11 protein-coding genes are annotated in these 13406 nt (G+C 70.6%); 10 read left to right on the plus strand and 1 reads right to left on the minus strand.

Annotated elements, in window-relative coordinates:
* The first annotated feature begins 9 nt into the window (after positions 1-9).
* The gene (locus ACIQF0_RS06525; protein WP_401025231.1) at positions 10-1344 is read left to right on the plus strand and encodes a M20/M25/M40 family metallo-hydrolase; all 1335 of its coding nucleotides are present in this window, start codon (positions 10-12) and stop codon (positions 1342-1344) included.
* 7 nt (positions 1345-1351) lie between these two features.
* Here ACIQF0_RS06525 and ACIQF0_RS06530 read toward each other — a convergent pair whose 3' ends face one another.
* Positions 1352-2584: an MFS transporter gene (locus ACIQF0_RS06530; protein WP_401025234.1), complete on the minus strand. Its 1233-nt coding sequence runs from the start codon at positions 2582-2584 to the stop codon at positions 1352-1354.
* A gap of 118 nt (positions 2585-2702) precedes the next feature.
* Between ACIQF0_RS06530 and ACIQF0_RS06535 the strand changes: the two genes are divergently transcribed.
* The 9 genes from ACIQF0_RS06535 to ACIQF0_RS06575 all read left to right on the plus strand — a co-directional run bounded on the left by ACIQF0_RS06535 (position 2703) and on the right by ACIQF0_RS06575 (position 13373).
* Entirely contained in the window at positions 2703-5243 is a 2541-nt protein-coding gene (locus ACIQF0_RS06535; RefSeq protein ID WP_401025237.1) for a penicillin acylase family protein, read from the plus strand.
* Between the two features lie 55 nt (positions 5244-5298).
* A complete protein-coding gene (locus ACIQF0_RS06540; RefSeq protein ID WP_401025240.1) occupies positions 5299-5724 on the plus strand; it encodes a VOC family protein in 426 nt (141 codons plus the stop codon).
* 77 nt (positions 5725-5801) lie between these two features.
* The gene (locus ACIQF0_RS06545; protein ID WP_401025243.1) at positions 5802-6545 is read left to right on the plus strand and encodes a thioesterase II family protein; all 744 of its coding nucleotides are present in this window, start codon (positions 5802-5804) and stop codon (positions 6543-6545) included.
* 77 nt (positions 6546-6622) lie between these two features.
* Positions 6623-7351 carry a 2OG-Fe dioxygenase family protein gene (locus tag ACIQF0_RS06550; protein WP_401025246.1) on the plus strand — a complete coding sequence of 243 codons (729 nt, stop codon included), beginning with the start codon at positions 6623-6625 and terminating at the stop codon, positions 7349-7351.
* Positions 7348-7632, plus strand: a complete 285-nt coding sequence (locus ACIQF0_RS06555) for a hypothetical protein (protein ID WP_401025249.1) — start codon at positions 7348-7350, stop codon at positions 7630-7632. The genes ACIQF0_RS06550 and ACIQF0_RS06555 overlap by 4 nt, the downstream gene beginning before the upstream one ends.
* Positions 7632-8174, plus strand: coding sequence for a hypothetical protein (locus ACIQF0_RS06560; protein WP_401025251.1), 543 nt, complete (start codon positions 7632-7634; stop codon positions 8172-8174). Before ACIQF0_RS06555 ends, ACIQF0_RS06560 begins: the two co-directional genes overlap by 1 nt.
* Positions 8171-9193, plus strand: coding sequence for a BtrH N-terminal domain-containing protein (locus ACIQF0_RS06565; RefSeq protein ID WP_401025254.1), 1023 nt, complete (start codon positions 8171-8173; stop codon positions 9191-9193). The genes ACIQF0_RS06560 and ACIQF0_RS06565 overlap by 4 nt, the downstream gene beginning before the upstream one ends.
* Positions 9194-9255: 62 nt before the next feature.
* Entirely contained in the window at positions 9256-12669 is a 3414-nt protein-coding gene (locus tag ACIQF0_RS06570; protein ID WP_401025256.1) for an amino acid adenylation domain-containing protein, read from the plus strand.
* Positions 12669-13373: a thioesterase II family protein gene (locus ACIQF0_RS06575; RefSeq protein WP_401025259.1), complete on the plus strand. Its 705-nt coding sequence runs from the start codon at positions 12669-12671 to the stop codon at positions 13371-13373. Before ACIQF0_RS06570 ends, ACIQF0_RS06575 begins: the two co-directional genes overlap by 1 nt.
* Positions 13374-13406: the final 33 nt, after the last annotated feature.

Here is a 13406-nt window from a genome sequence, read left to right on the forward strand (position 1 = left end):
CGCACATCCATGTCGTTCGCCAACGATCCGGTGCCGCTGCTGCGGGATCTGATCAGGATCGACACCACCAACCCGCCCGGCGCGGAGACCGCCGTCGTCGACCACCTGCGGCGGCTGCTCGCCGGTGCCGACGTGGACGTCAAGGTGCTCGGCCCGGATCCGGAGCGGCTGAACCTGGTCGCGCGGTTCCCCGGCCGCGGCGAGGCGCCGCCGCTGTTGCTGCACGCGCACTCCGACGTCGTGCCGGTGGACGGCCAGCAGTGGACGCATCCGCCGTTCGAGGCGCGGATCGTCGACGGGCACGTCTGGGGGCGTGGCGCGATCGACATGAAGGGCGGCATCGCGATGATGCTGTCCGCCCTGTCGCGGCTGGCGGCCGCGGGGGAGCGCCCGGCGGGTGACGTCGTGCTGGCCGTGGTGGCCGATGAGGAAGCGGGCAGTGCGGTCGGCGCTCGCTATCTCGTGAACGAGCACCCCGAACTGTTCCACGGTGTCGAGTACGCGATCGGCGAGGAGGGCGGTGCGGGCATCGACCTGACCGACCACCGGTTCCACCCGATCGTCGTGGCGGAGAAGCGTGCCTGCTGGCTGCGCGTGACCCTGCGCGGACCGGGTGGTCACGGCTCGCGGCTCACGCCACCGGACTCGCCGATGGCGCGGCTGGGACGACTGCTCACCGCGTTGACCGGGACCCGGATGCCGCGTCACCAGACCTCGGCCGCGGACCGCATGCTGGAGGTGCTCGCCGGCGCGTTGCCGGCACCGCTCTCGGAGCACGTGGCGCGCTACCGGGAGGACCAGGCGGGAGACCCTCGCCCCGACGGGCTTCCGTTGCGGGAGGCCCTGCGGCTGGACTCGGTGCTGCGGCACACCGCGAACCCCACGATCGTCCGGACGACCGAGAAGATCAACGTCGTGCCGAGCGAGATCACCGTCGACCTGGACGGCCGCATCCTGCCCGGCGGCTACACCGTCGAGGACTTCGTCGGTGAACTGCGGACCCTCGTCGGCGAGGACTTCGAGCACGAACTGCTGCTGGAGGGCTCGATGGTCCGGCCGGAGCGGATCAGGCAACCGGAGTTCGGCGGCTTCTACGACACCATGGCCGAGATCCTCGCCAAGGCCGACCCCGACGCGATCCCGCTGCCCATGGTCTCGCCGGCCTCGACCGACGCCCGGTTGTTCGCCCAGCTCGGCATCCGTTGCTACGGCTGGCTTCCGCTGAAGTTGCCGGTGGGGACCGACTACCGCGGCCTGCTGCACACGGTGGACGAGCGCGTTCCCCTCGACGCGCTGGAGTTCGGCACGAGTTGCCTCACGGAACTGCTGCGCTCCTATCGCTAGCGCAAGGTCAGTCCAGTTCGCGGATCGTGCGAACCGGCCGGCTGGCCGCGGGGATCGCGGAGATCAGCAACAGGATCGGCGTGACGAACAACGTGGTTCGCGCGCCGATCCCGTCGACCAGGAATCCCGCGGCCACGGAACCCAGTGACAGCATGCCGAACGCGAACAGCCGGTAGCTGGCGTTCATCCGCGCGAGCAGCTCGGTCGGTGTGGTCTTCTGCCGCACGGTCACCGCGACCACGGTCCCGCCCGCGGCACCGGCCGAGCCGAGGAAGTAGGCGAGGCCGCCCAGAACCACGTCCGCCTGACCGCCACCGGCCAGGGGCAGCAGGAAGTACGACCACGTGGAGAACACGAGCACGACCAGCATCGAGCGCCCGTACCCGAGTCGCTTGATCAGGGCGGGTGCGCCCAGCGCGCCGGAGATGCCGCCGAGCCCGCCGAACACCATGATCAGGCCGTACGCCGCCGAACTGTGCCCGAGGTCGCGCACGAAGTAGATCAGGAACGCCACGGTCGTCATAGCGGTGGCGGCGTTGTAGATCCCCGCGTGGACGGCGAGCGCCCGGACCGGCGGGTTGTGCAGCACCGCCCGGAGCCCTTCGACCAGCTCGTGCCGGAGGTCGCGCCGCGGCCGGGAAGGGACCTGTTCGCGGTGGCGGATCAGCAGCAACGCGTTCGCCGAGGCCAGGTACGACAACCCGTCGAACACGAGCGTCGCGGCCGGGCCGAACAGGCCGCTGAGCCAGCCGGCGAGGCCAGGCCCGCCGGTCGCACTGGCGGCCTGGCCCGCCATGACCTTGCTGTTGGCCGACGCGAGCTCCTCGCCCTCGACGAGCACTGGCAGGTAGCTGGTCGCCGCGATGTCGTAGACGACCGTCATCGTGCCGCCGAGCACCGCGATCACGTAGAGCAGGGGCAAGGTCAGCCCGCCGAACAGGGCCAGCACCGGCACGGCCATGACCAGCACGAACCGCACGAGGTCCGTGGCGATCATCACCGGCCGCTTGGCCCGCCGCTCCAGCCAGACACCCGCCAGCAGCGGCAACAGGAAGAACGGGCACAGGTACAGGCCCTGCAACAGGCCGACCTGCGTGCCGGATCCGTCCAAAGTGGTCACGACGAGCAGCGGCAGCACGAACTCGGTGATCCGGGAGCCGAACTGCGACACCACGTCGCCGGTCCAGAACCGGCGGAAGTCGGGTCCTGACCTGGGGCGCACGGCGGCATCGGTAACCACTTCGCGAGCGTGGCACCTGCGCGTACGCGGGTTAAGTCAGGAGAACCCCTCTCTTTGCCCGGCGCGCGAACGTGGCGATGCTCCACGAGTGGTAGATGTGTCGAGCACCCCGGGCACCGTGACCGACGCCGTTCCGCAGGCACGGCCGAGATCGAAGTGGCCGCGCCGATTGCGCGTCACGGCGTGGTGTGTCGTGGTGCTCCTGGTCGTGGTGCTGTCCGCGGTCAGCCTGTTCGTCACCTGGACCGTCCGGAACTCGTTCCCGGTCACCGACGGCGAACTGGTCGTCCCGGGCCTGCAGGCGCCGGTCGAGGTGCTGCGCGACCAGTACGGCGTGCCACAGGTCTACGCGGACAACCCGCACGACCTGTTCCTGGCGCAGGGGTACACGCACGCGCAGGACCGGTTCTGGGAGATGGACATCCGTCGCCACATCACGGCCGGGCGTCTCGCCGAGCTGTTCGGCGAGGATCAGGTGGCCACCGACGCGACGGTGCGGACGATGGGCTGGCGCCGGGTCGCCGAGCAGGAGTACGGGATGCTCTCGGCGAGCACGCGCGACCACCTGCAGGCTTACGCCGAGGGCGTGAACGCCTATCTGGCCGAGCACACGGGTTCGGAGCTGAGCGCGGAGTACGCGATCCTCGGGCTGCTCACACCGGGGTACACGCCGGAGAAGTGGTCTCCGGTCGACTCGGTGTCCTGGCTCAAGGCGATGGCGTGGGACCTCAGCGGCACGATCACGTACCAGGCCAGGCACGCGATGCTGTCCGCCAGCCTGCCGGCGGACACGGTGGCGAGGCTCTTCCCGGAGTACGACTTCAGCCGCTGGGAACCCAGCGTGCCGGCCGACCCGGACGCGACCGTGCCGCAGAGCGCCGGACGTGACGAGAAGGCGGGCATCGCGGCGGCCGTGGCCGGCGTGGCCGACGCCGCCGGCACCCTCGACGGCGTTCTCGGGCCGCGCGGCAAGGGCATCGGGTCGAACGCCTGGGTGGTGTCCGGCAAGCTCACCGCGTCCGGAAAACCGTTGCTGGCCAACGATCCCCACCTCGGGCCGCAGATGCCGAGCATCTGGTACCAGATGGGTCTGCACTGCCGCTCGGTCGGCGAGGACTGCCCGTTCGACGTCAGCGGCTTCACCTTCTCCAGCATGCCCGGCGTGATCATCGGGCACAACCGCGACATCTCCTGGGGGCTGACGAACCTCGACCCGGCGGTCGTCGACCTCTACCTGGAACGCGTCAGCGACGGCACCTACGAGTACGACGGCGAGCGCAAGCCCCTGGAGACCCGGCAGGAGGTCATCAAGGTCTCCGGCGGTGAATCCCGGACGATCACGGTCAGATCGACCGGGCACGGCCCGCTGATGTCCGACGTGATGGACCGGCTGAAGGCCGTCGGCACGCAGGGCCGTGAGCCCGGAGTCGAGTCCGGTGAGTACGCGGTGGCGCTCAAGTGGACCGCGTTGCAACCGTCCCGGACCGTCGACGCGGTGTTCGGGCTGGCCACCGCCCGCGACTGGAACTCGTTCCGCGAGGCCGCGTCGCTGTTCGCCGCGCCGTCGCAGAACATGCTCTACGCCGACGGTGCGGGGCACATCGGTTTCCAGGTGCCCGGTCAGATCCCGATCCGCAAACAGGGCGACGGGCGTTTCCCGGTGCCCGGCTGGACGAGCGCGACGGAGTGGTCCGGGTACATCCCGTTCGAGAAGCTGCCCAGCGCGCTGGATCCGGCCGGCGGGTACTTCGTGAACGCGAACAACGCGGTGACCGACCCGTCGTACCCGTACCTGCTCACCAAGGACTGGGGTGACGGCAACCGCAGCCAGCGGATCACCGACCTGATCAAGCAGGGCGGCAAGCTGGACGCGGCGGCGATGCAGCGGATCCAGCTCGACACCCGCAACGCCAACGCGGCCAACCTCACCCCGTACCTGCTCAAGGCGACCGTCGAGGGAGACACGGCCAAGGCACAGGACCTGTTGCGCGGCTGGGACTACCTGCAACCGGCAGACTCCGCCCCGGCCGCCTACTTCAACGCCGTGTGGCGCAACCTGTTGCAGCTGATGTTCCTGGACAAGCTCACGAACGCCGCGCCCAAGGTCGACGTGGACGGCGGCGGCCAGTGGTTCGAGGTCGTGCGCACCCTGCTGGAGCACCCGGACGACGACTTCTGGCACAACACCCAGCGCGGCGTGAACGGCAGGGACGCCATGCTGAGCACGGCCATGAACGACGCCAACAAGGAGCTGCGCGAACGGCTCGGCGCCGACCCGGCCGCGTGGAAGTGGGGCGACCTGCACCAGCTGACGGTGCAGAACCAGACTCTGGGCACCGGCCCCGCGCCGATCCAGTGGCTGCTCAACCGCGGTCCGGAGGGTGTCGCCGGCGGGCCTGCCACGGTGAACGCGACGGGCTGGAACGCCAAGAAGACCTACGAGGTGAACTGGGTGCCGTCCATGCGGATGGTCGTGGACTGGGCCGACCCGGACGCGTCCCGGTGGATCAACCTCACCGGCGCGTCCGGCCACGCCTTCGCCGACCACTACGACGACCAGCTGCCGTTGTGGCGGCGCGGTGAGACGACCGCGTGGCCGTTCAGCCGGGACGCCGTGACAGCCGCGGCGAAACAGCACCTCACCCTGAAACCGGCCTGAGCCTCGTGGGACGGTGTACGTGCACAGGGATGTCTGACGGAGAAGGGCTTTGTGCATGACGAGCAGGTTGGAATGGACGACCATCGACAGCGCGGACCCGCGGCGGCTGGCCGATTTCTGGTGCGGCGTCCTGGGATACGTCCTCTACGAGGACAAGAACGGTGAGGTGGTCGAGATCGGGCCCGATCCGGAGGCGTCGGACGAGGAACGTCTCGCCGAGCTGCGTGGTGGTCCCGCCGTGGCCGGCCTCGCGTTCGTCCGCGTGCCGGAAGCCAAGGGCGGCACCAAGAACCGGATCCACTTCGAGATCACCCCGATCGACAGCGACCAGGGGACCGAACTGGACCGGCTGCTCGCGCTCGGTGCGTCCAAAGTGGACGTGGGACAGGGCGGCGGCCGGTCCTGGGTCGTGCTGGCAGACCCGGAGGGCAACGAGTTCTGCCTGGCCCGCAGCCTCGCGCCGGGCGAGTTCGAGTTCTAGTGCCGTGACCGGCGGCAGCACCCTGTCGGGAACGTCACCGACTTGTCGAGGTACCCGGACCGGGTGAATCTCGATCCGTGACGGAATGGCTGCGGTATTTCTCGCCACCGGGGCGGGCAAAGGCGAGGTTGTTGTGCTTACCGCCCGGTGGCGGGTCCGCGCAGCTCTACCAGCGGTGGCCCACGAGCCTGGGACCCGACGTCGGGGTCGTCGCGGTCGAGCTGCCCGGTCGCGGCAGCCGGAGCCTGCAGCCTCTGGTGACGGACATGGCCTCGCTGGTGTCGGCCCTGGTCACCGAGACGGCCGGGCTCGACGACCTGCCGCTCGTGGTGTTCGGCCACAGCATGGGCGGTCTCGTCGGCTGGGAGCTCTGCCGCAGGCTGCCACGACCGCCGCAGGGCCTGATCGTGGCAGCCGCCGCGGCGCCCACTCGGCTGCGTTCTCCGAGATGGCGCAGCGAGACCACGGACGAAGGCCTGCGCGAGCTGATCACCCGCTCCGAGGGCCTTCCCGGCCAGGCCCCGCTCGACCCGCTGTTCCTGGAGTACTTCCTGCCGGTCCTCCGCGCGGACCTCACGCTGGCCAACACCTTCGAGCCGGAACCGTTGCGACCGTTGCGATGCCCGTTGCGGGTGTACCGGGGTGCGGCGGATCCGCTGGTGGGTGACGAGGAAGCGGACGCGTGGCTGGCGGAGACCGAGGGAGACGCGCGTGTCCACGTCTTCGACGGCGGTCATTTCTTCCCCCGCGACAACCCCAGGGCGATGCTCGCGCAGCTGCGCGCGGATGTTCTGGCGGCGGTGGAGGTGCCGTCGCTGTGACGTTCGCGGCACCTTCCGCAGCAGTGTCCGGGGAGTCCCACCGCGCCCGGATCCGGGCCGACCACCAAGGAGGGCCAGTGCCCGAGAACGTTCGCACATCCGGGCTCGCCACGGCGGACCTCGTCGCGGGCCTGGCCGGCGACGGCTTCGCCCGGCTGTCCGGCCAGGACTTCGCGGTCGACACCGGCGGCGCCGCGTTCCGGGACTTCCGCGCCGGGTGGGAGGACCTCGTCCTCGACGGCGCGCTGGTCGACGGCGGCAGCTACCGGTACCGCCGGTACGGCAGGCTGGCCGCCGTGCCCTCCGGTGCGGGCTTCGAGCTGACACCGTTGCCGCACAAGACGTTCCGCCAGGACGGCATCCCGATGTGGCGGTCGAACGATCGCCTCTTCTCCCCGATCGAGCCGGCGTTCCTCGACGACCCCTGCCTGCGCGAGCTCATCACGACCGACCTCTCACTCGCCGCGCAGGTACGACCCGGTCCGGAATGGACGGTGGGGCTGCACATGATCCGGATCGTGGCCGTGGCGGGCGAACCGGGACTGCCCACACCCGAGGGACGGCATCGCGACGGGCACTCGTTCGTCGGCATGCACCTGGTGCGCCGGGAGAACAGCGCGGGCGGTGAGTCGGCGATCTACCGCGACGGCCTGCCGGACGTCCGCTTCACCCTGCGGGATCCGCTCGAGTCCGTGCTGGTCGACGACACGGCCGTCTGGCACGAGGCGTCGCCGATCTCGATCCTGGACCCGGCCGGTGGGCGCACCGTGCGGGACATGCTCCTCGTCGACGTCAATCCGGCATGACGACCGCACAGCTCACGTTCAGCCCGTGCGACCTCCCGCTGGACGGCAGGCTCCTCGAGGTCGTGCCAGGTCGTTACGACTGGATCCACCTCGACCTGTCGGACGCGGTCGTGGAAGCGACTGTGTGGCTGCACTACCGCGACGCCGTCGATCCGGAGTTCCTGCGCGCGCTGCCCGGCACGCCGATCGCCAGGATCGGGGTGCCCCGGCGCGGCGAGCTGCTCGCCGTGGAACTGCCGGTGCTGCCGGGCGTCCGTCTGGTGGGGACAGCGCTGACGTGATGCGGCCGATCTCCCTCGCGCCGCACCTGAACAACACCGGGCTGACCGATGCGGACGGTCTCGGCGGCGGCGGTTTCAACATCTGGGGCAACACCTTTCCCGCGGACGAGCTCCCGCCTGCCGGCGGCACGGCGGTCGTCGGCGAGGTGCCGTTCCTGTTCCCGGTCGCCGGCGTGGACAACGTCCGTTGCCGCGGCCAGCGCGTCGAGATCCCGCCGGGCAGCTGGGACTGGGTGCACGTGCTCGGCGCCGCCGAACGCCGGACCGAGGACCTGCTGGAGGTCTGCTACGCGGACGGTTCGGTGCGCGGGCAGTGGCTTCGGATGTCCGACTTCTGGCCGCAGACCGAGCCCCGGTTCGGCGAGGTGCTCGCGTTCCGCTGCCGGCAGATGCACTATCCCCGGCACGTGCAACGGACGATGTCACCCAGCATTTGGGCGCAACGCGTCCCGCTGACGATCCCTTCGGACGTCGTCGCGCTCGTCCTGCCGGACAACCCGGCGTTGCACGTGTTCGCTCTCACCCTGCAGGCGGCTCGATGAAAGTCTCGCTCCCCGGCGTCTCGCACTGGCGTCACGACCTCGGTCACTGCCTGCACGCCACCGCGGGGGTGATGCTCGGCTTCCACGGCGCGGACCCGCTGGACCTGCTCGGCGCGGCATGGGGTTTCGACTACCGCGGCGGCGACATGCGTCGCGAGGAGTACTACTTCCCCTGCTGGCAGGGATCGTTGTTCGCGAGCCTCGCGCCGTACCACGAAGTCGCCTCCACGTGGCACACGCCGTCTTCGCCCGAACAGGGCTGGGAGGAGGTCCGGGCGCGGTTGCTGGAGGGCACACCCGTCGCCGTGGCGGCGGACAACTACTTCCTGCCGTTCCGCCCGGCCTACCAGGACGTGCACACCAACCATCTGCTGGTGGTGTACGGGTTCGACGAGGCCCGCGGCACGGTGTCGGTGTGCGACCCGGTGCCGCCCCGGTTCCGGGGCGAGATCCCGATCGAGGCGCTGACCGCGGCCCGTGACTCGGCCAACCCGATCCGGCACAGCCGCGACATGTTCTTCACCGCCAACCCCATCGGCAACCGCTGGCTGGACGTGACCGTGAAGGGCCCCACCGGCCCCGCGTCCCGCGACCACCTCCGCGAGATCATGACGGCGAACCTGACCGGATTCGAAGGTGTGGCCGACGGCTCGTCCGACCACCGCGGTCTTCCCGGCCTGGAACGCTTCCTGCGCGAGGCGGCCGCCCGTCTCGCCGACGGTGACACGTCGGTCGTGGACGAGGTGTTCGTCGTGGCCGGTGTCGCGCTCGCCGTGACCGGTCTGCACGGCGACTACCTGGCCGCGGCCGGTCGCCGTCTCGGCGAGCCCGGGCTGCTCAAGCTCGCCCGCGAGGTCGACCGGATCGCCCACCACTGGTCCGCCGTCCGCATCATCGTCGCCACCGGCCGCGACGACCCCGCCACCGCGGGCCGCGGACTGACCGGCCGCAGGGCGGCGCTGCTCGCGGACCAACTGGCCACAGTGGACCGAATGGCCGCGGTCGTCGCGTCGATCTGACACCGGGAGTCGGGAGAATCCCCGTCTTCCCAGCACGGCCGCGCGCACCCGATTCTGCGTGAATGGCTGACGTGGTGGGCGAGTACGACGCAGAGGACATCGACCTGGAAGAGGTTCTGCGTGGCCTGACGCCGGAGAAGCGGATGCTGGTGGGCGCGGAGCTGGCACGCAGGGCCGCGGCCGCGGCGGCCATTCCCCGCGCGGCGCGGACAGGTGATCCGTTGCCGTGCTCGTTCGCCCAGGAACGGCTGTGGTATCTGGACCAGGCCGATCCGGGATCGGTCGCGTACGTCGTGCCGGCGGCGGTGCGGTTCACCGGCCGGCTGGACGTCGGCGCGCTGCGCCGGTCGCTCGACGAGATCGTGCGGCGGCACGAGGTGCTGCGGACGACGTTCACCGAGAAGGACGGCCTGCCCGGCCAGGTGGTGCTTCCCGCTGAGCCGTTGACCATTCCGCTGGTGCACCTGGGCACCCTGTCCAGGGAGGCAGCGGAAGCCGAGGTGCGCGAGCGCTACCAGCAGGAGGTCCGCCTGCCGTTCGACCTCGCGCGAGGCCCGCTGATCCGGGCCGGTGTGCTGCGGATCGCCGACGACGAACACGTTCTGCTGCTGAGCATGCATCACATCGTTTCGGACGGGTGGTCGCTCGGTGTCCTTCAGCACGAGCTGACGACGCTGTACCAGGCGTACGTGGCCGGCGAGCCGTCGCCGTTGCCGGAACTGGCCGTGCAGTACGCGGACTTCGCGGTCTGGCAGCGAGGCCGGCCGGACAACGGTCAGCTGGCGTACTGGCGTGAGCACCTCGAGGGTGCGCCCGTGCTGGAACTGCCCGCGGACAAGCCTCGTCCGGCCGTGCGGACCTCACTCGGCGCGTCGGTTCCCCTCGACCTGGACGCGGGCACCGTCCGCGCTGTCGAGCAGCTGGCCGACGCCGAGGAAGCGACGCAGTACATGGTGCTGCTCGCCGCGTACGCCCTGCTGCTGCGGCGGTGGAGCGGCCAGCCGGAGATGATCATCGGCTCGCCGATCGCCAACCGCGTGCACGTGGACGTCGAGCCACTGGTCGGGTTCTTCGTGAACACCCTCCCGCTGCGCATGGACACCTCGGGGGATCCGACCTTCCGCGAGCTGGTCCGGGCGGCGCGCGCGAACTGCCTTGCCGCCTACGCCAACCAGGACCTGCCGTTCGAGAGGATGGTCGCCGAGACGGTCGCCGAGCGGTCGGCGGGCACCGTCCCGCTGGTGCAGACCCTGCTGGTGCTGCGGAACGTGCCGATGTCCGCACTCGAGCTGCCCGGAGTCCGGGTGGAGGTGCTGGACCTGCACACGGAGTCGACCAAGTTCGACCTCTCCCTCGACCTCGTGCCGGACGCGAACGGTGGCATCGCCGGTCGCGCCGAGTTCAGCCTGGACCTGTTCGAGGCGGACACGGTGCGGCGGATGATGACGGCGTTCAGCCTGCTGCTGGACGCCGGGCTGCGCGAGCCGGACACCCGGATCTCGCGGTTGCCCATGGCCACCGAGTCCGAGCGCACCCGCGTGGTGGCCGAGTTCAGCGGTGGTGGCTCAGCGACCCCGGCGACGACCGCGGGCACGCTGCACGGCCTTTTCGAACGGCAGGCCGACCTCGCGCCCGACGCCGCGTCGGTGGTCTTCGGCGAGCGGACGCTGACCTATCGCGAAGTGGACGAACGAGCGAACCAGCTCGCCTGGTTCCTGCGCGGCGAGGGGGTCGGGCCGGAGCAGCTGGTCGGCGTCTCGCTGCCGCGCTCGGAGCTGATGATCATCGCGGTGCTCGGCATCCTGAAGGCCGGCGCGGGATACGTGCCCCTCGATCCGGCGTATCCCCGCCAGCGGGTCGGTTACATGGCGGAGGACGCCGGGGCGGCACTCGTGCTGACCCACTCCTCGGTGGCCGACGAGGACCGCATGAGGGTGAGCGACGACGTCCCCGGTCCTCGGCTGGTGTGCCTCGACACGGAGGCCGCCCGCCTCGCCGAGTGCCCGAAGGAACGCCCAGAAGCCGTTGTCACGGAGGCGAATCTCGCCTACGTCATCTACACCTCCGGCTCCACCGGCCGTCCCAAGGGTTCGGCCAACGAACACGGGCGGGTCGCCAACACGCTGCACGGCGTGAACGGGGCCTACGAGCTGGAACCCGCGGACCGGATGCTGGCGATCTCCTCTCTCAACTACGACATGTCCGTTTACGAGGTCTTCGGCACGCTGGCCGCGGGCGCCACGATCGTCGTGCCCGGCGACATCGAGACCACCGACCCGGAGCAGCTGCTGGAGTTGTTGCGGCGCCAGCGGGTGACCGCGTGGAGTTCGGCCCCGGCGTTGCTCGACATGCTGGTGAACCACACGTACGGGCGGCAGGGCATGGCCGGTGTCGCGTTGCGGGTGGTCGGTCTCGGCGGCGACCGGATGCCGCCGGCCCTGCCCGGCCGGCTGGCCGAACTCGTACCCGGTGTGCGCCTGCTCAACCTCGCGGGCATGACCGAGGTTTCCTACTGCAGCACGTCCCACCCGGTGACCGGGCGCAGTCCCGCCGGGGTGCCGTGGGGCAAACCGCTGCCCAACCACCGGCTCTACGTTCTCGACCAGCACGGCGTGCCGGCCCCGGTCGGCGTGGCGGGGGAGCTGTTCATCGGGGGAGCAGGTCCCGGCCGCGGTTACTGGCGGCGTCCCGGGCTGACCGCCGAGCGGTTCGTGCCGGACCCGTTCAGCCCCGAGCCGGGCGGCCGCATGTACGCCACCGGGGACCACGCCCGGTTCCTCGCAGGCGGGGACCTCGACTTCCTCGGCCGGCTCGACCTCCAGGTGAAGATCCGGGGTTTCCGGATCGAGCTGGGGGAGATCGAGAACGCGCTCTCGGGTCACCCCGGCGTGAACGAGCCGGTGGTGCTGGCCTACACCGACTCGGTCGGCGAGCGCAGGCTGGCGGCCTACGTGACACCGCGCACGGATGATCATCCGTCGGCGCACGAGTTGCGCTCCTACCTCGCCGAGCGCCTGCCGGACCACATGGTGCCGTCGGCCTACGTCGTGCTGGACAGGCTTCCCCTGCTGCCCAGCGGAAAGCTCAACCGCGCGGCGCTGCCGGAGCCGGGGGCGAGCAGCTCGCAGAGCACGTACACGCCGCCCGCCGGGCCGTTGGAGCAGGTGCTCGCCGAGCTGTGGTCCGGGCTGCTCGCGGTGCCGCGGGTCGGCGCGGCGGACGACTTCTTCGAGCTGGGAGGTCATTCCCTGCTGGCCACCCAGGCGGTGTCGAGGATCAGGGAACTGTTCCGCATCAAGCTGGACATTCCGGGTTTCCTTGCGGCGCGGACGGTGCGCGCGCTCGCTGCCTACATGGGGCAACTCGGTGCCACCGAAGGCGTCGACGTCGACACGATCGCCGAGCTCGTGCTGGAAGTGAGTGCGTTGTCCGACGAGGAGGCACGCAGCGAGATGCAGAACGGGACGAGGGCTTGATGAGCGGTATTCCGTTGGTGTGCGTGCCTTTCGCGGGTAGCGGCAGCGCGTTCTTCCGGTCGTGGCGTTCGGTGGCCCCGGCCGGCCTGGAGATCGTTCCGGTGCGGTTGCCCGGTCGCGAGCGGCGGATCCGGGAGGAGCCGTACCGGGACGTCCACCTGGCGGCCCGCGGCGTGCTGCCGGAGATCCTGGCGGAGATCGGGGAAAGCGGCCCGGTCGCGCTCTTCGGTCACAGCCTGGGCGCCGTCCTCGCGTACGAACTGGCCCACCTGCTGGCGGACACGACCCAGGCCGAGGTGGTGAGCCTGGTCGTCAGCGGCTCACCGGGGCCGTGGACGCAACGCGCGCGGCGGGCCACCGGCCTGCCCGACGAGGAGTTCGTCGACCGGGTCGCCGAGCTCGCCGGGCACCGGGACGGCGCACTGGCCGACCCGGAGGTGCGCCGGATGGTGCTGCCGACGTTGCGGGCGGACGTGGAGATGCACGAGAACTACCGGCCCAGCACGGACATCCCGCTGGCGGCTCCGATCACCGCGATCCGGGGGACGCACGACGCGCTGGTCCCCGCCGAGCTCGCCTGCGAGTGGGCGAAGGCGACGAGCCGCGGGTTCACGTCGAGGGAGCTGCCCGGCGAGCACATGTACCTCCTGAGCTCCGCGGCACAGGTGCTGCGCGTGGTCGGCGACTCGTTCGGCGAGCGATGAGGACGCGCACTGTCGGGGGACTCACCGACTTGT

The organism is Lentzea sp. NPDC092896, assembly GCF_044754905.1.
Taxonomy (GTDB): domain Bacteria; phylum Actinomycetota; class Actinomycetes; order Mycobacteriales; family Pseudonocardiaceae; genus Lentzea.